This window comes from SAR202 cluster bacterium, assembly GCA_016872285.1.
Lineage (GTDB): Bacteria > Chloroflexota > Dehalococcoidia > Lucifugimonadales.
The window spans coordinates 29,970-49,744 of sequence record VGZZ01000003.1; the positions used below are offsets into that span (position 1 = coordinate 29,970).

The 19,775-nt window shown below is 59.6% G+C and carries 21 protein-coding genes; 6 read left to right on the forward strand and 15 right to left on the reverse strand.

Going from position 1 to position 19,775, the window contains the following annotated elements; translation table 11 throughout:
• Positions 1–15: 15 nt before the first annotated feature.
• From dnaK to FJ320_01675, 8 genes are all read right to left on the reverse strand, one after another.
• Entirely contained in the window at positions 16–1,935 is a 1,920-nt protein-coding gene (dnaK, locus tag FJ320_01640) for a molecular chaperone DnaK (GenBank protein ID MBM3924683.1), read from the reverse strand.
• Positions 1,936–1,937: 2 nt separating this feature from the next.
• Positions 1,938–2,510, reverse strand: a complete 573-nt coding sequence (locus tag FJ320_01645; protein MBM3924684.1) for a nucleotide exchange factor GrpE — start codon at positions 2,508–2,510, stop codon at positions 1,938–1,940.
• 19 nt (positions 2,511–2,529) lie between these two features.
• Positions 2,530–2,829 (reverse strand): MerR family transcriptional regulator, encoded by a 300-nt coding sequence (locus tag FJ320_01650; protein MBM3924685.1) that lies wholly within the window; start codon positions 2,827–2,829, stop codon positions 2,530–2,532.
• 567 nt (positions 2,830–3,396) lie between these two features.
• On the reverse strand, positions 3,397–4,032 hold the full coding sequence (locus tag FJ320_01655; protein ID MBM3924686.1) for a 3-oxoacid CoA-transferase subunit B: 636 nt from the start codon (positions 4,030–4,032) through the stop codon (positions 3,397–3,399).
• Between the two features lie 52 nt (positions 4,033–4,084).
• Complete coding sequence (locus FJ320_01660) at positions 4,085–4,810, reverse strand: 3-oxoacid CoA-transferase subunit A (protein MBM3924687.1); 726 nt, start codon at positions 4,808–4,810, stop codon at positions 4,085–4,087.
• A gap of 83 nt (positions 4,811–4,893) precedes the next feature.
• Positions 4,894–5,712: an aspartate dehydrogenase gene (gene nadX / locus FJ320_01665; protein ID MBM3924688.1), complete on the reverse strand. Its 819-nt coding sequence runs from the start codon at positions 5,710–5,712 to the stop codon at positions 4,894–4,896.
• Positions 5,713–5,758: 46 nt separating this feature from the next.
• The gene (locus FJ320_01670; GenBank protein MBM3924689.1) at positions 5,759–8,032 is read right to left on the reverse strand and encodes a DEAD/DEAH box helicase; all 2,274 of its coding nucleotides are present in this window, start codon (positions 8,030–8,032) and stop codon (positions 5,759–5,761) included.
• A 7-nt stretch (positions 8,033–8,039) separates the two neighbouring features.
• Positions 8,040–8,420, reverse strand: coding sequence for a DUF503 domain-containing protein (locus tag FJ320_01675; protein MBM3924690.1), 381 nt, complete (start codon positions 8,418–8,420; stop codon positions 8,040–8,042).
• 11 nt (positions 8,421–8,431) lie between these two features.
• On the opposite strand from FJ320_01675, the gene FJ320_01680 reads away from it, so the two are divergent.
• From FJ320_01680 to FJ320_01690, 3 genes are read left to right on the forward strand one after another with little or no spacing between them, the layout of a single operon-like run.
• On the forward strand, positions 8,432–9,412 hold the full coding sequence (locus FJ320_01680; GenBank protein ID MBM3924691.1) for an MBL fold metallo-hydrolase: 981 nt from the start codon (positions 8,432–8,434) through the stop codon (positions 9,410–9,412).
• A gap of 9 nt (positions 9,413–9,421) precedes the next feature.
• Entirely contained in the window at positions 9,422–9,736 is a 315-nt protein-coding gene (locus tag FJ320_01685; protein ID MBM3924692.1) for an EthD family reductase, read from the forward strand.
• A gap of 9 nt (positions 9,737–9,745) precedes the next feature.
• A complete protein-coding gene (locus FJ320_01690; GenBank protein ID MBM3924693.1) occupies positions 9,746–10,597 on the forward strand; it encodes an SMP-30/gluconolactonase/LRE family protein in 852 nt (283 codons plus the stop codon).
• On the opposite strand, the gene FJ320_01695 is transcribed toward FJ320_01690, so the two are convergent.
• Positions 10,560–11,999, reverse strand: a complete 1,440-nt coding sequence (locus FJ320_01695; protein MBM3924694.1) for an MFS transporter — start codon at positions 11,997–11,999, stop codon at positions 10,560–10,562. The two genes, FJ320_01690 and FJ320_01695, sit on opposite strands and share 38 nt — an antisense overlap.
• 217 nt (positions 12,000–12,216) lie before the next feature.
• Here FJ320_01695 and FJ320_01700 point away from each other — a divergent pair, with 217 nt between their 5' ends.
• Together FJ320_01700 and FJ320_01705 are read left to right on the forward strand one after the other, a co-directional pair.
• The gene (locus tag FJ320_01700) at positions 12,217–12,906 is read left to right on the forward strand and encodes an alpha/beta fold hydrolase (protein ID MBM3924695.1); all 690 of its coding nucleotides are present in this window, start codon (positions 12,217–12,219) and stop codon (positions 12,904–12,906) included.
• 101 nt (positions 12,907–13,007) lie between these two features.
• Positions 13,008–14,465, forward strand: coding sequence for a hypothetical protein (locus tag FJ320_01705; GenBank protein ID MBM3924696.1), 1,458 nt, complete (start codon positions 13,008–13,010; stop codon positions 14,463–14,465).
• 53 nt (positions 14,466–14,518) lie between these two features.
• Here FJ320_01705 and FJ320_01710 read toward each other — a convergent pair whose 3' ends face one another.
• The 3 genes from FJ320_01710 to FJ320_01720 are packed head-to-tail and all read right to left on the reverse strand — an operon-like array spanning position 14,519 to position 15,647.
• The gene (locus FJ320_01710; GenBank protein MBM3924697.1) at positions 14,519–14,902 is read right to left on the reverse strand and encodes a DsrE family protein; all 384 of its coding nucleotides are present in this window, start codon (positions 14,900–14,902) and stop codon (positions 14,519–14,521) included.
• Positions 14,903–14,911: 9 nt separating this feature from the next.
• Entirely contained in the window at positions 14,912–15,301 is a 390-nt protein-coding gene (locus tag FJ320_01715; protein MBM3924698.1) for a FeS-binding protein, read from the reverse strand.
• 10 nt (positions 15,302–15,311) lie between these two features.
• Positions 15,312–15,647: a sulfur reduction protein DsrE gene (locus tag FJ320_01720; GenBank protein ID MBM3924699.1), complete on the reverse strand. Its 336-nt coding sequence runs from the start codon at positions 15,645–15,647 to the stop codon at positions 15,312–15,314.
• Positions 15,648–16,050: 403 nt separating this feature from the next.
• On the opposite strand from FJ320_01720, the gene FJ320_01725 reads away from it, so the two are divergent.
• On the forward strand, positions 16,051–16,695 hold the full coding sequence (locus FJ320_01725; protein ID MBM3924700.1) for a class I SAM-dependent methyltransferase: 645 nt from the start codon (positions 16,051–16,053) through the stop codon (positions 16,693–16,695).
• Between the two features lie 27 nt (positions 16,696–16,722).
• Here the strand turns inward: FJ320_01725 and FJ320_01730 are convergent, their stop codons facing one another.
• From FJ320_01730 to FJ320_01740, 3 genes are read right to left on the reverse strand one after another with little or no spacing between them, the layout of a single operon-like run.
• A complete protein-coding gene (locus tag FJ320_01730) occupies positions 16,723–17,592 on the reverse strand; it encodes a DUF429 domain-containing protein (GenBank protein MBM3924701.1) in 870 nt (289 codons plus the stop codon).
• Between the two features lie 21 nt (positions 17,593–17,613).
• Positions 17,614–18,321, reverse strand: coding sequence for an alanyl-tRNA editing protein (locus FJ320_01735; GenBank protein MBM3924702.1), 708 nt, complete (start codon positions 18,319–18,321; stop codon positions 17,614–17,616).
• A gap of 24 nt (positions 18,322–18,345) precedes the next feature.
• Entirely contained in the window at positions 18,346–19,689 is a 1,344-nt protein-coding gene (locus tag FJ320_01740; GenBank protein MBM3924703.1) for a hypothetical protein, read from the reverse strand.
• Between the last annotated feature and the right edge of the window lie 86 nt (positions 19,690–19,775).

The following is a 19,775-nucleotide window of genomic DNA, read 5'->3' on the forward strand; positions in this document are numbered from 1 at the left end:
CCAGACCCCATTTTGTCAGCTAACCTCGCGGAATTCGCCTTCAACGGTGCCTTCATCCTTGCGGTCGCCCTGGCCGCCGGGCGCCTGGCCGGTGGGGCCGTTGGTTGGGCCCGCTCCCGGCGCGCCGGTCTGGGCATACACGTGCTGGCCCAGCTTCTGCACCGACGCATTAAGCTCCGTCATGGCGCTCTGCATTCCCGCTACGTTGTTGGACTGCACAGCGTTGCGAAGGGCTGAGAGCTTACCCTCTACTTCCTGCTTCAAGTCTTCAGGAATCTTGTCGGCATGCTCACGCAGCATCTTCTCGGTGCTGTAGACCAAAGTGTCGGACTGGTTGCGGACTTCCACTTCCGCCTTCTTGCGCTGGTCCTCCTCGGCGTGCTGCTGGGCCTGCTGCACCATGTTCTCTACCTGGTCCTTGGAGAGGCCGGAACTGGGCTGAATAACAATCTTCTGCTCCTTGCCCGTGCCCTTGTCCTTGGCCGACACGCTCAAGATGCCGTTGGCGTCGATGTCGAATGTGACGACCACCTGGGGCACACCGCGGGGCGCGGGGAGGATGCCATCGAGGATAAACCGGCCTATCGACTTGTTATCCTTGGCCATGGGCCGCTCTCCCTGAACGACGTGAATCTCCACGCTGGTCTGCCCGTCGGCGGCGGTGGTGAAGGTCTCGCTTTTGGAGGTGGGGATGGTGGTGTTACGAGGAATAAGGGGCGTCGCGACTCCGCCCAGGGTCTCGAGGCCCAAGGTGAGGGGCGTCACGTCCAGCAGCAGCAGATCGCGAACGTTGCCCTGAAGAACGCCGGCCTGTATAGCCGCGCCGACGCCTACGGCCTCGTCCGGGTTGACGCTGCGGTTGGGCTCTTTCCCGAAGATGCCCTTGACCTTCTCCTGCACCAGCGGCATACGGGTCATGCCGCCCACTAAAATGACTTCATCAATCTTATCGGCGGTGACCTCGGCGTCGGTTATGGCCTGCCGGCAAGGGCCTTCGGTCTTATCGACCAGGTCCTGCACCATCTGCTGCAACTGCGCGCGTGTCAGGGTCTTGAGCAGATGCTTGGGGCCGCTGGCGTCGGCGGTGATAAAGGGGAGGTTTATCTCCGTCTGCATCACGCTGGACAGCTCGATTTTTGCCTTCTCCGCGGACTCCCGCAGGCGCTGCAGTGCCATCCGGTCCTGCCCCAGGTCTATGCCTGAGTCCTTCTTGAACTCGGCCACCAGCCATTCCAGGATCCTCTGGTCAAAGTCGTCGCCGCCCAGGAAGGTATCGCCATTGGTGGACTTCACCTCGAAAACGCCGTCGCCGAGCTGTAGGATGCTGATATCGAAGGTGCCGCCGCCCAAGTCGAAGACCGCAATAGTCCTCTCCTTGGGGCCTTTGTCCATGCCGTAGGCCAGGGCCGCTGCGGTGGGCTCGTTTATGATGCGCAGCACCTCCAGGCCCGCTATCTGGCCGGCGTCCTTGGTGGCCTGCCTCTGCGAGTCGTTGAAATAGGCAGGGACGGTGATGACGGCCTGGGTAATCTTCTCGCCTAGCTTGGCCTCCGAGTCCTGCTTGATCTTCTGCAGGATCATGGCGGAGATCTGGGGCGGCGCGTAGTTCTTGCCAGCCATGGTCACATGAGCGTCGCCGTTAGACGCCTTGACGACCTTGTAAGGCAAAACCCTTATGGCTTTCTGGGTCTCGGCGTCGTCAAACTTGCGGCCCATGAGACGCTTAATCGAAAAGATGGTGTTCTCAGGGTTGGTTACGGCCTGACGCTTGGCCGCCTGCCCCACGTATCGTTCGTTGTTGCGAGGGTTCACCGCCACTACCGACGGCGTCAGGCGGGACCCCTCCGCGTTTTCGACGACGACCGGCTCGCTGCCTTCTATCACCGCGGCCACCGAGTTAGTAGTGCCTAGGTCAATTCCAAGTATTTTAGCCATCTCTACTTCTCCTTATTTTCAGAAGAGACCTGATTTTCTCTCGAGGTCTCCGTGTTTGGCGTCCTGCTCTGCGCGACAATTACCTGGGCCGGCCTAAGCACTTTTCCACGAAGCTTATAGCCATCCCTCACTACCATTAATACATTCCCATCCTCATGGTCCGGGCTTTCCTGCTGGGCCAGGGCCTCATGCTCGAAGGGGTCAAAGGGCTTGCTCTGGGCATCCATGCGCGTGACGCCCTCCGATTCCAGCAGGCCCTGGAGCTTTCGATATATCAGCGAGAAGCCTTCCTGCCATGGCTCCGGAGCTTCCTTCTTCGGCGCTTTGTCCAGAGCGAGGCTAAGGTCATCTAAAACCGGAAGGAACTTCTTCAACAAACGGCCGTTGGCCTGAAGAGTCTGCTCGTCCCGCTCCTCGTCTGCGCGTTTACGATAGTTGATGAAGTCCGCCTGAACGCGCTGCAACGCCGACTTGAACTGGTCCCGCTCCCGCAGGGCCTCCTCCAACTCGGCCAGCACGTCGCGAGGCTGTCCTTCTTGCTGCGACTCTTGTGATTTGTTCGATTCGGTATCCATAAGCAACCTTTGTAATTGATTAGTCTTGCACCGGCAGGTTCAGCCGCTGGAAAAGCTGCCGCATCTCCTGGCGGAAGACCTCCTGTATGGTCTGCATCTGGGCTTCCATTCTGAGGCGGCGCTGCATGTCCATAAGCTGGTTTACGAGCTTCAGGGTGAAGACCACGCCGGCCAGATTCATGCCCAACTCCTCTTCCAGGTAGCGAATAAGCCTCAGCTTTTCGATGTCTTCCTGGGAGTATAGGCGGAGCATCCCTACAGTCCTGGATGGGCGTATAAGGCCCAGGCGCTCATACTTCCGCAGGGTCTGGGGATGCATATCCAGTATCCGGGCTGCTACACTTATAATATAGACGCCCTGGACCTGCTCCTCATGCGACTCGAGGGTGGCAGAACCGGGAAGGGTGGACGACTCGACATCGTTATCGACAGGCAGGCCGTTGGGGCTTTGCCAGTTAGGGACCTTAAAAGTCCTCCCCTGTCCCTGACTCTTGTCCTGTTGAAGCAACCTTAGCTCCAGCGACTCTTAGTATGTAAATATCCTACAACTTGACATGAATTGTGTCAAGTTGTATAATCGCTCATCGATTCAATCAGCTTGCTGATATGCTAAACAGCAAAGGAGAAGGGTTAGTTGTCATGGTCCAGTTCAAGGGTTGCCCCCGCTGCCACGGGGACTTGCATCTAAAGCGTGATATGGAGGGTCTCTACCTGAGCTGCCTCCAGTGCGGTTTCACTAAGGACTTGCCTAAGGCGCCCGCTCGAAAGCCGGAGCGCGAGCCGGAAATAGCCGGCAGCAAGGCTGAAAAGTAGTACCTGCCTCTGTCACGATTAGCAGGATTCTAGAAGCGGCGAATTTAAGAGGCCCCCGATAGGGGGCCTCTTTTTATACTTCGATCATCTTGAGCTTGGGCGAAATTGTGAGCTTGGCCTCGGTCATTTCCTGCACCTCTTCTGGCTCGTAGCCGGGGGCTATCTCTCTCATGAGGAAGCCTCTATCGGTAACTTCGAAGAAGCCCAGGTCTGTCACCACGAGCTTCACCACGCCCACGGCGGTCACCGGCAGTGTGCAGCGCTTCCTCAGCCTCGGCTCACCCTCCTTGGTGGTGTGCTGCAAGGCCATAAAGACACGTTTGGCGCCGACGGCCAGATCCATAGCGCCGCCAATGCCGCCGCCTTTGCGGCCCATGGTCTTCCAGTTGGCGAAGTCGCCGTTTTCCGCCACCTCGTAGGAACCCATGACGGTGGCGTCCAGCCGCCCGCTGCGAATGAGGCCGAAACTGTCGGCGTGGTGGACTATGGCCGCGCCGGGGATGAGGCTGACGTACTGGCCTCCGGCGTTGACGATGTAGAGGTCTTCCTGGCCCTTGGGGTATATGCCGCCGTAGCCGATAAGGCCGTTCTCCGACTGGTATATGATGGTCTTTTTGGGGTCTTTATAGTTGGAGCAGAGGGTTGGTATGCCGATGCCCAGGTTTACTATCCAGCCGTCCTGGAACTCTTTGGCGATACGGTCCGCCATCTGCTGCCGGCTTAGAGGCTTCTTTTCCACGTTCTAGTCCTCGCGATTAAGTCTAGCGCTGCACAACCCGGTCCCATATGCCTTCCGGCGCCGGTGGAATCTTTACGATTCGATGCACAAAGATACCCGGCGTATGCACCTGGTCGGGGTCGATGGAGCCCAACGGCCCCGGGTCCTGCTCTACCTCGACGATGGTGGTCTTGGCCGCCATGGCCATAATGGGGTTGAAGTTGCGTTGGGACAGCTTGTACTGGAGGTTGCCAAAGGTGTCGCACTTGTAGGCGCGGATAAAGGCGTAGTCGGCGGGCAGGGCGTGTTCAAGGATGTACTCCTTGCCGTTGAAGGCGCGGCGCTCTTTGCCCTCCGCCATCTCGGTGCCGACGCCGGTGCGGACGTAGAAAGCGGGAATGCCCGCCGCCGCCGCGCGAATCCGCTCCGCCAGCGTGCCCTGGGGCATAAGCTCCCCTTCTATAAGCCCTTGCTGATGCAGCTTCTCGAAGGCCGTGGCCTGAGATGGATGGGGCGCGGCAGTGAAGCAGCAGTGGATTTTTTTGACCAGCCCCGCTTCCACTAGTTTGCCCAGGTCCATCTGCCCGTCGAAGGGACCGGCGCCCGGATGGTTGGAGATGGCGACCAGATTCTTAGCTTTCTTGCGAATCAACGCGGCGATGAGGTTGCGGGGCGTTCCCGGACCGGCAAAGCCAGGTATGTAGATGCTGGCGCCGTCAGGGATGTCCGCCACCGCCTCGTCAAAGCTCTTCAAGACCTTATTCTTCATGAGGCGAGGTTTCTCCTGGGACGGTTTTCGTACTAGATATTAGCGCCTGCGGGAAGGGCTGCCAAGCGTAAGGTTACGGATGGCTAGGTGCCGATTCGTGGGCCGGGAGTGCAGGCGGTCCGCAGCGTCTCCAGCACCGACAGTATCGCCAGGTAACTGGTGCGGGGGTTGGTGACATGGGGCTTGTTCTCCAATCGGAACCGCAGCACACCGAAGTCACCCTTGGCGTACACCTCATGGACGTTGCCCGGCGCTTTAGGGTCCGCCACTATCTTGACCTTTGTCCTCTCCGGCCCTAGGCCCGCCAGGCTGAGCGTCACCCCTACGTTGACGTTGGCCGGAAAGAGCTTGATAGCCTCTAGAGCGTTTCCGTCGAATATCACCGTAGGCCGGCTTATCTCCTTCCCCTCCCATTCTTTGAATCCAGCCGCCCCCTGAAGGCTTCGAGGCGTCTTGGTAGTGGTCAGGCTGACCTCTTGCAGCAAGCCGCGGCAGGCGCGGATAGCATCGATGCCGCCCAGGGCGCCCGTAGGCACCAACATGCGCCGGTTGGTCCTAGCTGCAACACTAGCCAGTCGATTGAAAAACGCGGTGTCGGCCAGCGCGCCGGAGCTAATCATCAGCAGGTCCTTGCCTCCGGACAGCACGGCCTCGGCGTGGGCTTTGGCCGCCGCGGGCGATGCGCACTCCAGCACCATGTCCATGTTTTTAACCGCCATGAACTTGGCGAAGTCGGTGAAATACGGGATGCCGCCAGCGAGCTGCTTTGCCAGCCCTGAGGCACGGGCCTCGTCCTGATCGAAGAGGGCCACCAGCTTCGCGTCACCCGTCTTGGCCGCGCGGATGGCTGTGGCGATCTCCGTGCCGATAGCGCCGCAGCCGATTAGTCCAACGTTTGTCATGGCAGTCTCCTTAAAACCAGGGGATTATAGCAGGGCGTCGGAGAAATCAGCCACACAGCGTCTCCAACAGCTCCACCGCCACGGCTTTGTCCAGGGGCTTGTTATTGTTGCCGCATTTGGGTGACTGGATGCACGATGGGCACCCACCCTCGCAGACACACTCCGACACCGCCTGCAGCGTTGCCCGCCATAGCTCATTCACATCATGGTAGCCACGCTCCGACATGCCGATGCCGCCCGGATGGCCGTCGTAGATGAAGATTTGCGGGCGGCCCGTGTCGGGATGCATGGCCGTGGACACGCCGCCGATGTCGTTGCGGTCGCACATGGCGAAGAGGGGAAGGAGGCCGATGGCGGCATGCTCGGCGGCGTGGAGGCCGCCGGGGAGGTCCAGCTTGTTTTGGGCGCAGCGCTGCACCAGCGACTCCGGTATGTCAAACCACAGGGCAACGGTCTTGAAATCGCTGGGCGGCAGGTCCAAGGGCTCGTCCCCCAGGTCCTCTTCCGACAGCTGCGCCTTCTTCTTATACCCCACGACGTGGTTGGAGACCTCCACCTCGCCCAGATACACGCCGACGCCTCCAGCGGTCTTGGACTCCCACTGTCGCGTGATTCGGATGTCGGTTATGTCCTTGGCCTGGGTGTAATAGGGCACTTCGCGGCGGTTGGCGTGGGCCACCCGGGCCTTCCCGTCAAGCCGGGTGATCAGATAAGGCTCGCCCAAGTGCAGGTAAACGGCCCCGGGGTATAGCTGGTGGAACACTGCCCCTTCTTCCACCGTCTCGATGACCGTGCCCGACGCCTCCTCCACCACCAGGTAATTTTGCCTCGACGCCGACCGTAGGTTCAGCCCTTCCGCCGGGTACCCCACCGACGGCGTCGCGAACCATCGCTGCCCGCTGCGCCGGAGGAGACCTTGTCCCTCAAGCTCCCTCGTCCTGTCCCATAAGCTGTCTCCAAATATAGCCTCGTCAGAGGCGTCCAGGGGCCATTCGTAGGCCGCGCATAGAATATGCGGCGACATGATATGCGGGTTCTGTGGGGCGACCAGGGCTTTTTCGATGGGCTTGCCGAAAAAGGCCTCGGAGTGGCGCATGAGGTACTGGTCCAGGGGGTTGTCCTGGGCCACCAGCACCGACAAAGATTCCTTCCCTCGCCTTCCGCTGCGGCCTGCCTGCTGCCACGTGCTGGCGATGGTGCCGGGATAGCCAGTAATGATGGTGGCGTCCACTTGCCCCACGTCTATCCCTAACTCCAAGGCGTTGGTGGCGGCCACACCCAAAAGCTCGCCAGTGAACAGCCCTTTTTCAATGGCGCGGCGTTCCTCCGGCATGTACCCCGCCCGGTAGGGACTGATCTGCTTTGCTAGGTCTTTGTCTTCCGTCGCCAACTGGTCGCGGCTGTACTTGTACACAAGCTCGGCCATGCGACGGGTCTTCACAAAAGTTATCGTCCTGGTGCGATGCTTAACGAGTTCGGTAAAGAGGCCGCTGGCCTCGATATTGGTGCTGCGCCGCGTGCCCTTTCTCAAATCGATGACCGGCGGGTTCCAAAAAGCGAACCGCTTGCCCCCCGATGGCGAGCCGTCTTCATCTACCACAGTAAAGGATAGCCCCGTCAGACGCTCGGCCAGCTCACCCGCATTGCCGATGGTCGCGGAGCAGAGGATGAACTGCGGGCTGGCGCCGTACCTGCGGCATACCCGCCGCAGCCGCCGCAGCACGTTGGCGACGTGGGAGCCGAAGACGCCTCGATACACATGGGCCTCGTCCACCACTACATACCGCAGACCTCGAAAAAACGCAGACCACGATTGGTGGTTGGGCAGGATGCCGAAGTGGAGCATGTCGGGGTTGGTGAGCAGCACGTGGATGCCGCGCCGCAGGGCCGAGCGCTCGCTGGAGGGGGTGTCGCCGTCAAAGATTGCGGCGTTGACTTTGAAGCCTCTGGACAGTTCTTGGAAGCCCTTTAGCTGGTCCTGAGTCAGCGCCTTCGTCGGATAAATATACAGGGCGCGGCTGCGACGCTCCGACAGCGCCTTTTCCAACACCGGGAGGTGGTAGCAGAGGCTCTTGCCGCTGGCCGCTGGCGTAGAAACGATGACGTTCTCGCCCCGACGCACGGCTTCGATGGCCTGGGCCTGGTGGCTGTACAGAGGCCACCGCCCCATCTCCTCCAACCGGCGCTGCAAGTGGGCGTTAACGGAATCGGAAGGCTGAGCGTGGCGGGGAGGCCTGGGCGGCAGGTGCGCCACGTGGACTATCTGGCCTTTATAGGCCGGCGACGCCTGGAGGGACTTAAGGAAGTCGACGGGGTTCATGAGTAGACTAAAAGGCGGTCAAAAACTCGGTCTCGTAATCCAGCAGTTCGGCCTCGCCGCGCGCCTCGCTGAGAAAGGACACCACTTTTGAAATAACCTCGTTGGCGTGGCGGCCGTCGTTGCTGACGCAGGAGATGCCGAGAGTCAGCCTCTGCCACAGGTCGTTGTCCTCCACCTCGGCGATGGCGACGTTGAATTTGGCGCTGACGCGGCCGATTAACGACTGGGCTATCTGACGCTTCTCCTTAAGGCTGCGCGCACCGTGCAGCATGAAAGTTATCCGGCAGAGGCCAACGTGCAAGATGACTCCAAGAGGGCAGATTGTATGTTCGAGTATAACAAAAGGCCTGCCACGGTCTCCCGAGGAAGTGTATACTGCCCTGGACATTCGGGGGCGACGTGAACGTATTATTTCAGCGGGGCGTATATCTTCCTGAGCCAGACCTGTGGCTGGATTCCACCCTTCGCCGCGCTAGCGCCTTCATCTCCCACGCCCACGCCGACCATGTCGGCCCCCACTCCCGGCCCATCCTCTCCCAGGCCACCGGCGTGCTGCTGCAAGACCGGCTCCGCCGCGCCGACCCCTGTGTTATGCACTACGGCGAGCCCCTGGACACGCCCGGCTACACCCTGACCCTTTACCCCGCGGGCCATTGCCTCGGCTCCGCCCAGGTCCTAATCGAGTCCAAGGCTGACGGCCATCGCACCCTCTACACCGGCGACTTCAAGGCCCAGCCCAACCCCACCGCTCAGCCCTTGCAGCCCGTCCAGTGCGACACACTAATTATGGAATGCACATTCGGCCAGCCTGTATATCGCTTCCCGCCGCAGCATGATGTCCTTGAACTCCTTTTCCAGACCCTAAAGGAATGGCTGGAAAAGGGCTATGCGCCGGTAATCCTGGCCTACAAGACCGGCAAGGCCCAAGAACTGCTTTACCAGCTGCTCGCCAAGGGTTTTTCGGTGGCGATGGAGGAGTCCGCCTATACTGTCACCCGTCGATATGAAGAGGCGGGCATACAGTTCCCCGGCGCTTATAGCGCTTTCGACGGCGCTTTGAGAGACGGCGAGGTAGCTATATCTCCACCGGGTAGGAAAAGCCGTGAAGCGTTGCAGGGCGTCAAGCGCAAGGGGTTCCTGGCCCTGTCCGGTTGGGCGGTGCACCCTCGCGGCGGCTACCAGCTTAACGCCGACGTGACCCTGCCATACAGCGATCACGCCGACTTCGACGACCTGGTCGATTATGTTAAGGCCAGCGGCGCCAGGAAAGTTTATACTGTCAGCGGCTTCGAGGACTTAGCAGTACATTTGAGGAGCCTGGGTTTCCAGGCGGAGCATTTAACCAACGGGCACAAGAATACGCAGCTAACACTCCTCTAAGGAGGCTCTATGATTAGACTTACCGTCCTCTATCCCAACCTCAAGGGCTCGCGGTTCGACTGGGACTACTATGTCAACGTCCACACGCCCCTAGCCAAGAAGCGGTTCGGCAAGTGTGTTATCAAATGGGAGATAGACCGTGCCATTGAAGGCGAGCATAAGGGCGAGCCTGCCCCGTGGCAGGTGTCGTGCTATATCACCTTTACGTCGCGGGAGGACTACTACAAGGTCATCGACAAGTATGGCGATGAGCTGAAGGGCGACTTTCCTAACTACACCAACGTCTATCCCCAGTTCCTTATCAGCCAGGTTGAGGTTACATAGAGGTGCGTCATGGCGAAGAATCTTTCAGAGCTTGTACCTGACCTAAAACCCGAACGAGTAGCCACGGGCTTCAAATTCACTGAAGGGCCGGTGTGGCATCCGGACGGCTACCTTCTCTTCAGTGACATACCCGCTGCCGTCATCTATCAATGGCGGCCAGGCCGGGGGGCTACGCCCTACGTCCGCCACAGCCGCCAGTCCAACGGCCTGACCCTGGACCGCCAGGGCCGCCTGATGGCCTGCGAACACGAAGGCCGCCAGGTGTCCCGTCAGGCTAGTGACGGCTCGATGCAGTCCGTAGTCTCGCAGTACAACGGCAAGCGCTTCAACAGCCCCAACGACATCGTCGTCCATTCCAGCGGCGCCATCTACTTCACCGACCCTCCCTACGGTATACAGCCCGAGCAGCAGGAGCAGCCTTATTACGGTGTTTATCGAATCAATACCGACGGCTCGATAACGCTGCTGGTGTCGGACTTCGTCAGGCCCAACGGGCTGGCGTTCTCACCGGACGAGTCGGTCCTCTACATTGACGACACGCGGCGCCGCAAGACCTGGGCCTTCGACCTGCGAAGGGACGGCTGGCTCTCCAACGGGCGCGTCTTCGTCGACATGAACGTTCCAGCTAGCGGCAATCCTGACGGAATGAAGGTGGACACCGAGGGCAACGTGTATATTACCGGCGGGGGCGGCATATGGGTGCTGACAGCCGAAGGCCGGCACCTGGGCACCATTCCCGTGCCCGAGCAGCCCGCCAACCTGGCCTTCGGGGATGCCGACGCTCGCACCCTGTACATTACGGCGCAGACGTCCGTTTACAAGCTTAGGGTGAACGTGCCCGGTGTAAGGCCTTACGGGTAGACGAAGCCGGCTTAGGCTTGAGCCTGGCGGGGTTGTCCACGGCCCTGGGCAGAAGCAGCGCGATAAGGGCGCCGGCGATAAGCACTACCATGACTACGATAGCCGCGTTGGATAGAGCGTTGGCAAAGGCCTCAGCCTGCACCGGGTCGGCGGGACCGAAGGCTTGCACCCTTTTGTAGTCCGCCCCTGGCGCAGTCTCCTCCAGGTTTGAGCGCAGTGAGTTTAAGAACACGGACGAAACCAGCGCCACGCCTAGCACCGCCGACACGTTCTGCATCATGTTCACCATGCCGGAGGCTACCCCCGCCTTGTTCTCGCCCAGGGAGTTCAGCACCACCGCCGTCGTCGTCACAAAGGCGGCGGAGCCACCAAAACTCGCCAGCAGAAGGCTGGGCAGCAGCGTTCTATAATTAGATGTAGCGTCAAAATGCAGCCACAGGAAGGCCGCGGTCCCAGCCAGGCCCATTCCCAGCAGCATGGGTATACGAGGGCCAATCCTGTCCGCTACCTTTCCCCAAAAAGGCGTAGCCAGTACCACGGTCACGCCCGCCGGAAGGAATAAAAGCCCCGCCTCAAGGGCACTTTTGTGCAGGAAGGTCTGGATGAATATGGTACTCATCAGGATAACCGGTATGAAGGCAAAACCAGCGGCGAACCTCACGGCGGAGGCCACAGCAAAGGCCCGGTTCTTGAAAAAGCTGGGGTCGATAATATGAAAGGGCACTAGGATTTGCGCCATCACAAAAAGCGCCAGCAGGACAGCCGCCGCGGAGAAGAGGCCTAGTGTGTTGGCTGACGTCCAGCCGTAAGCGTTGCCGCCGATGATTGCCAGAGTGAGCAAAAGCACAGAACCGGCGCTGAGGGTAACGCCTAAAAAGTCTATTCTGCGGTCGGTTGTCAGGTCCCTGGAATCCCTGACCATGAGGTAAGTGATCAGCATGGAAAAGAGGACAATTCCCAGACTTAGAAAGAATATGGCCCTCCAGGTGAAAGCGCTGGTGAAAGCGCCGCTGACTACCGGCCCAATGGCTAGCCCCAAGGCCCCTATCCCGCCCCAGACCCCTATAGCCAACCCTAGGTCTTTTCGCAAAAACGCCACGGCGAGGACGGAAAGGGAGCCGGGCATCATCATGGCGCTGCCCGTGCCTTGCACCACCCTTGCCGATTGCAACACATAAACATTAGGTGCCAGGGCGGCCAGCAGGGAGCCGGAGGCGAATATAGTGGAGCCTATCAACAGCACCCGCTTTCGGCCGTAAAGGTCGCAAAGCTTGCCGCCAACTACCACCAGGGCGGCGAAGGTCAGCGTGTAAGCGTTCAGCACCCAGCTTCCTTCCACCAGCGTTACTCGAAAGTCGCGCTGAATGGTAGGCAGCGCCAGGTTCACTATGGTGGCGTCCATAGCGACCAGAAACGCGGCTAGACAACTGGCCAGCAGCACCAGCCAGGGCCTTAATTCTTTTCCTGGCTCTACAGCTATGGGACTCTGCACTGGCTAGGCAAACCTCTGTTTTTTGCCTGAAATCACTGGCGCAGCAGTATATATTACGCTACCTCGCCAGTCAGTTACACTATTTCATATCCTTTGCTCGTTGTGTAGGCATACCCTGGCTGATACCATGTGTTCCATGGAAAAAATCCGCCGTCAGGGCAAAGGGCTGCTATACGTATCAATGCTGCCCGAAGACTACGATCCGGACCGGTCTTATCCACTGGTTGTCCTGCTCCACGGATTCGGTTCCAACATGCACGACCTGGCTTCCCTGGCGCCCGCCCTGGACGGCAAAGACTTCGCTTACGTCTGCCCCAACGCTCCTTTGAGCATACCCCTGGGGCCCAATATGAAAGGCTTCGCATGGGCGCCTTTGCCTGGAGAACGGACTGAAGAACACCTCAAAGCCGCTGAAAAATTAATAGCTGAGTTTTTGGACGAGGCCTCAAAAGAATACAAGACACCGAAGGGAAAAATCCTTCTGGGCGGGTTCTCTCAAGGCGGCATGATGACCTTCAGGGTGGGGTTGTCCGCGCCTGATAAGCTGGCGGGCCTGTTTTCCCTCAGCGGCTTCATTGACAACCCTGATGCCGTGAAGGCCAGCCTTCCATCACAGCGAGACCAGCCCATCTTCATCGCTCACGGCACGGAGGATACCGTCATACCGGTGGGCGGCGCCAGAAAGTCGGCAGCCTTCCTGAGAGAACAAGGTTACAACCCTGAATATCACGAATATGTTATGGCTCACCAGGTCACGCCGCAGGTCATCGATGATCTGCGGGTATGGATGCATCGAACGCTGCAGCCCTCGGGTTGAGTCATTGTGACTTGCATACAAGCACTCCTTGACTGCAAAATCTGGTTTAACGCCCCGTCGTATAAGTAGAATCCGCGGCTACATTTAAGCAGGACGGCTTTTTGAGACAAGAGCGACAGGCCTCTACCGCCAGCATGACCTGCACCTACTGCGGCGCCCTGGACCAGCGCGTCGGCGCCAAGTGCCAGGGCTGCGACCGCTTTCTAGTCTATGTCCCCGAATGGGCAAAGCCCCACGAGCGGCACGGGGTCTTTGGACGCTACGGCTTCATTTTCATGACGCATCGCAAGTGGATGCTCATAGCGCTATTTCTTGTTCTGGGCGGCGCCTTCATATGGCACAACTATCACATAGTCCCCAATCCTATAACCCTGATATTCAAAAACCCCAGCACAGGCCTTACGTCTCTATCCGATACCGGACAATGGAACCTCCAGGGCGGGACCCTTGAGCGCACGCGTTACGTGGCCTCCGCCAATGCTCAGCCCCAAGGACGCCTTCTTTGGTCTACCGATTCCGGCGTTCTCACCGGCATATCCCAGCCGGCGGTGTCCGACGGCGTAATATACGTAGGAAGCGACTTCAAGTTCCTCGCCTTCGACGCCGCCGACGGGCGGGTGAGGTGGCAGCGGGACATGGGCGGTCTTGTCAACTCGTCGCCGGCGGTGGCGGACGACTTTGTGTACTTCGGATCTACCGACTCCAACGTCTGGGCCTTAAACCGGCACACGGGGGAGGTGAAATGGGCCTATACCACGGGCAACTACATTTCCAGCTCCCCGTTGGCGCATAACGGCTTCCTTTTCATTGGCTCCGGCGACCATCATATGTACGCCCTGGACGCCGCCACCGGCGATAAGCTGTGGGCCTTTGAGACCGGCGGCGAAGTGCACACGCCTCCGGCGCTCCACAACGGAGTCCTTTATTTCACCTCTTCCGACGCCAGCCTTCACTCCGTTAACTACCGGACCGGCCAGGCGCGCATGAACTACCGGACCCGCGCGCTCAATCCCTTCGAGCCGCCCGTAGTCGCCAACGGCTTGGTGTACATGAACTCGGACAGGGGAATACTAGTGTCCAAGGCTGGCATTCGCGAAATTCCGGGCCGCTTCGCCTTTGAGCGGTGGTGGCGAATCCTTTACGTCCGCGGCTTCACCACCTTTGAGCCTCCATCGCAGCAGGGTTTCAAGTGGCGATTCCAGGTTGGCGACTTCAACAACCAGATTTATTTCTCCTCATCGCCGGCGGTGACGCCGGACGCTCTTTACGTTGGCGACTCCGTGGGCGTCTTCCACGCCCGCAAAGCCAAAGACGCGACGGCGGAAGATGCCGTCCTCTGGGATTTCCAGACTCAGGGCAGAATTATGGCCGCGCCGCTGGTGGCGCAGGACACCGTTTATTTCGGCACTGAGGCCGGGCTCCTGCACGCGCTGGACCGGCACACCGGCCGGGAGCTGTGGAACCTGGATTTGAAGTCGCCTATCTTGCTTTCGCCCGCCTTTGCTGACGGCAAACTCTTTGTGCGCACTGCCGATGGCCGTTTTAACGCCATTGGCTAAAACAGAACGGCCCCTGAACTCTCAAGGGCCGTTTTACAATCTATCTGCTTGGGCTACCAGTGCCAGATGGAGTCGTGGCTGTCGAAAAGACCGGCCAGATCGCTGCGCTTGACCAGCTTAATGCCGCTCACCACCTCATCCTTCTTTATGCCGCGCTCCGCCAGGTCCTCTTCCACCACATACGTAGTCACGCCGGCCTTGGACAGCGCTTCCACGTCCTGGTCCAGCTTTGGCGGGTTGGACAGCTTCACGTCGCCAATCTTTATCCCGCTGGCATCCTGGCCCCTGACGGCGTAGTTGACGGCGTTGGAGCGGAGCAGCACATTGATGTCCGCCCCATTTTTCTTCAGAATGTGTGACATCCACAAGATGGTGTCGTCCTGCTCCTCCAGCGTGCCGTGGTAAGCCCGCTCGACGACAGAAAGTATTTTTGCCATGGCGGCCTCCTATTTCGTGCCCATAATTATGGTGTTTGTGCTTTCCTGCGACCACTTGAGCAGGTCCGCCGGGCTGCCCAGTTTGGCCCCGGCAACCCGGTTGCCCGCACCGCGCTCGTCAACGCAGAGGCCGCAGTTAATCCACTGCACGCCTTCCGTCCTGAGCAGTCCAGCCACAAACTTGGCCGTGGTGGGGTGGTCCTCCTGCTCGGCGCTGGTTCCTTTCACAGGGTTAGCGTGAGGCGCCTGGTCCTTGATGGTCAGGCTCACGGCGCCTTCGTAGGCGAAAACGTTCACCTTGTGACCCTTGCGGACCGCCGCGTCGGCGATGCGCAGGGCGGTGGTAGTGGTCTCGGACTCGTAAGGCGGGTCCATTAGCGCGATTGTCAGCGTTCCCATGTTGCCTCCTTTAATGCCAAACGACTTTGGCGCCCTGCTGCATCACCAGGTCCACCAGGTTATCCACATCCGACACCTGCACCCCGGAGACAATCCCATCCTTTTTTATCCCTCGCTCTCGCAGCGAGAACTCGTCGGCCAGCACCTTAACAGCTTTGGACGACTTGGAAAGGCCAGCCAGGGGGTTGTCCTTGATGCCGGGTCGTGTGGTCAAAACACCGTTCTGAATCAGGAACAACGTGACCTCGTTGCCCTTCTTGGCCAGATCGCCGGCCATGTGGTACATGTACTCGGGGTCGCCATACTCAAACGGGTCGCGGGATTCGATCAACACGTAGTTACCCATGCTCCCTCCTTATCTGTTTGAGAGTCAAAACCATCCGCCTCGTATAATTAACCGGTGACTACCTTGTCCTCTCCATCATACTTTAGCCTTATGGCCCCACCTCCCATCTGGCCCGCCTCCTGTGCTGGCGCCATTCTCAAGACTTCAAATCATACGAACATCGGGGAAATTACCCATTTTTCCGTCAGCGTAGGAGGAGTCGCGATAAGTTGAAATCCCTTACCCCCCTGGGATAAGGGCGAGGCGGATGGAAAAATCCCCTTCCTGACCTCCCCTTTGGCGAAAGGATTATAATAAGGCTTGAAAACTCGGGTCAACTTGGTTGCTATCAATATCTCTTATTAAGCAATCCGTATAAGTCGCAAACCAGTCCACTTAATCTAACACCTGATTGCTGCACGCCATGACTATCTCTGAGCAAAAGCCCTTCCCCGATGAGTTCTTCCAGCGCGTCGACGAGAACGACGACGCCCTGTTCTACGCCGCCCCGCGCTTCGTGGTGCACATTGATGACGAGGCCATAAACACCGTGGGCCGCATCATCGACGAGGCCGTCGCACCGGACTCTCGCATCTTGGACCTGATGAGCAGTTGGCGGACGCATCTGCCCGCGGGGTTTCCAAAGCTGGAAGTGGTGGGCCTGGGCATGAACGCCCAGGAGATGGAGGACAACCCCGACCTGGACGACTATGTCATCCACGATCTGAACCAGAACCCTAACCTGCCCTACGAGGACGAGAGCTTCGATGCCGTGCTGCTGACGGTGTCGGTGCAGTACCTGACGCAACCCGTGGAGGTGTTCAGGGAGGTGGCGAGGGTGCTAATCGAGGGCGGGCCCTTTGTTATAACCTTCTCCAATCGCATGTTCGCGAACAAGGCGGTGCGGGTGTGGCAGGCCTGCAACGACCAGCAGCGCATGGAACTGGTGAAGATGTACCTGGAGCGGGCGGGCGGCTTCACCGGCATCACCACCCAGGACCGCACTCCTAAGCTCTCCCGCTACACCGACCCTGTGTTCCTTGTTATGGGGAGGAAGGTCGCGCTCTAAGGCTCTAAATTAGCCAGGCTAGGCTGCTCACCTGCAAATAATCCTCGCCCTCTCGTGATTCCTGTGCCCTCCCCCGTTAGCCCTCACCATCGCCAAATTCCTCTCCAGCGCCTCCCACGCCCACGGCGCGCAGTTCTCACCCATACCCCAAGCCTCGCGCGGCGGCAAGACAATGTCCCCGTCCACCGGATCGCCGCAGGCTACGTACGGACCTAGACACACCGTCATGGCTGAGAGAGCGCACACTAACGCGGCGCGATGGTCGTGGTCGGTGACATCGGCAAACTGCTGTTCATGCTTGACCCCTGGCACCAGTAAGTTCAGCAGGCGCTCAAAATAGCACTCCCGCATCGCCACCTCCCAGAACCGGTCGCTGGCCTTGCGTCGCAGCGGCCCCAGCTCGACGAAGGCCGCGTCCGGCAGCAGCACCGACAGGAAGGCGTTGGGGAAGACTTCCAGCAGGCATTTGAGGTGTACAGGATCTGGCAGCGGGTTGGGGCCGAGCCGCCAGTAACCCTCCTCCTCCAATAGAAGGCACAGCCTGGCAAGGGTTGTGGCGTGCTGGTGCAGCTTCTGGCTCGACGGCACGCTGGTCTGCCCCGGCTTTCCTCGGTTTCTAAATACCCCGCGGGACAGCAGCGCGTCGGACGCGCGGTAGTGGCTCACCACCCGCAGCCCGCAGGTCAGCGGCCCGTCTATGCCTACCCCCTCGATTACCGTGCCCCTGGGCACCAGCGTTCGTAGGTCTCGCAGCCGCGTCGACTCGTCAGTACCGGTGTTAAAGCATCGCCAGGAAAGGCGGTTGCCGTCCAGGCGAAGAAGACATAGGCCCGTCGAGCGCCGAGTCAGGGAATAGCCCACGTCTATGCCGAGGAAATATCGCGCGGCGCGGGCCATAGAGAGCGGAGGCCCAGGGCCTCACTCCACCGCTATCCTTAGCCGCTTGTTGATGCGGCCCTTGCTCTCATGGCCCACCACTCGAATGCGCCCTACCTCTCGAGTGTTCGCCACATGGGTGCCGCCGTCGGCCTGCATATCCAGGCCCTGGATGTCCACCACTCGCACCTGCTGGATTTGAGGCGGCAGCAGGTTGATTTTAGTCCGTATCAGGTCGGGTATTTTGAACGCTTCATCGCGATGCAGAACTGTGGCATATACGGGCCGCCCCTGGGAAACCTCGGCGTTAACCTTTGCCTCTACCTGCTGCGCGAAGTCGGCGGTCATGCTTTCCAGCTCAAAGTCCATGCGCGCCTCCAGGGGCTTCATGTCGCCGCCGGTGACCTGGGCGCCGTAGTCTCGCCATATGACGCCGCACAGTATGTGCAGCGCCGTGTGCGTGCGCATAAGCTGGTGACGCCGCTCCCAATCGATTCGTCCTTTGACAACGCTGCCCGCGGCCGGCTTTTCGCCGTCGATTTCATGGACTACCACACCGCCCCTGCCGGACACGCCGGTAACTCTATACATGCGTCCCCCGAATTCCAGCGTGCCGGTGTCGCTGGGCTGGCCGCCGCCTCCCGGATAAAAGGCCGTGCGGTCCAGCACCACACCCTTGTCCGTAACTTGCGTTACCTTACCCTCGAACTCTTTTAGATAGCTATCCCTGTGGCACAAAAGCTCCGTCATAGCTGTCCTCTTATATAGGCCCCTTTATGCGGGCGAGTTTTTGACCACTTTCTCCTCGACAAATTTCACCAGATTTATAGTGTCCTCCGACTTCACTTCGCCCTCCGGACCCACCAGCACTATTTGCACCATTACGCGGCCTCGTGAAAAGACTACTACGTGGGCGTCAAAATTGCCCGACGCCGTCTTCACGTTCATCGCCAGGCCAATGGAATCGTCACCCAAAGGCGGCAGTTGCATTATCTGAGAGGTCAACTCGTCAGGCTCAATGCCGGACATCTGTGTGAAAACCTCGCCCATGGCCTGGCTGAAGATAGCGGGGTTCACCCCCTTGGCGAGGGTAATGGTAGATCTCGCCCCAGCCGGCGTAGCTTCTAGCGATATGGTCAAGCTGATAGCGACGAGCTCAGAGGTCCCCGAATCGAAGGTGAGGGCGCGGGCGGCGATCTCCTCGTTATAAGTAGCTACGGACTCGGTTAATTCATCATATCCTTGGCTGGTAATAATGGCGGCTATGGAAATGTCCAGCCTGGACAGGGACATGGCCTGGAGGTCGTAGCCCTGGCTTATGGCCGCTTCACGTCCCTTCAGGTTCCCGGCAGGCGGCGCCGTTGGGGAAGGTGTAGCTGTGACCTGGCCGGATATGATGCCCTTCACCCTCGCGTCCATCCGCTGCGCCAGCCGCAGGGCCGCTGGATTGTAGTCCGCCTGCTCCACCGATATAACGTCCACGCTCAGGACCGCCGTTTCATGAAGCCATATTACCGATGTCACTATAATGTCCGCGAAGGTCAAGCCCGCCGTCACCCGCACGCCGCTGGCGCCGCCCCCCAACGCCGAGGCGTCGAACTCCGCCACCGACCGCAGGACCGCCCCCTCGATATCCTGGCCCTGGTACCTGCGCAGGTCCTGAAGCTCCTTGGTCATAAAGCTTCTGGCCGAGCGCGCGCTGTCGAACACGCTGATAATGCTCTGCACGAAGAAGAGGTCCTGGCGATGGGAATAGGACGACGCGTAGCCCTCCACATAACCCGAGACTTCCAGCAGCTCGGCGGAGTCCAAGGGGTCTATGGTGTCCTCGGCAGCCTGGGACGCGTCAAAGGGCCCGGTCACCTCCATGTCCCGCGTTAAGCCTTGGAATTCGGCGTCGATGTCCGCCTGGGTTAAGACCATAGCCGCCATTCTCGACTGGCTGAAAACCGGCGTCGGAACAGGCGTAGGGGTAGGCGTGGGCGCCGGGGTGGGAGTGGCCGTGGCGGTAGGGGTGGGACTGGGAGTTGGGCTGGGCGTAGGGGTGGGAGTGGGGGACTTGCAGGCCATGGTAAGGAGTATCAGTAAGGCCATGGCCCAAATCAAAAGGGATCGCATATACACTCCTGTGCAGGCCCTGCCCCGGCTGTTAGCGCGAATAATTTCAATACGTTCGAGCCACTCTATCAGGTGGCCTAGCGGCG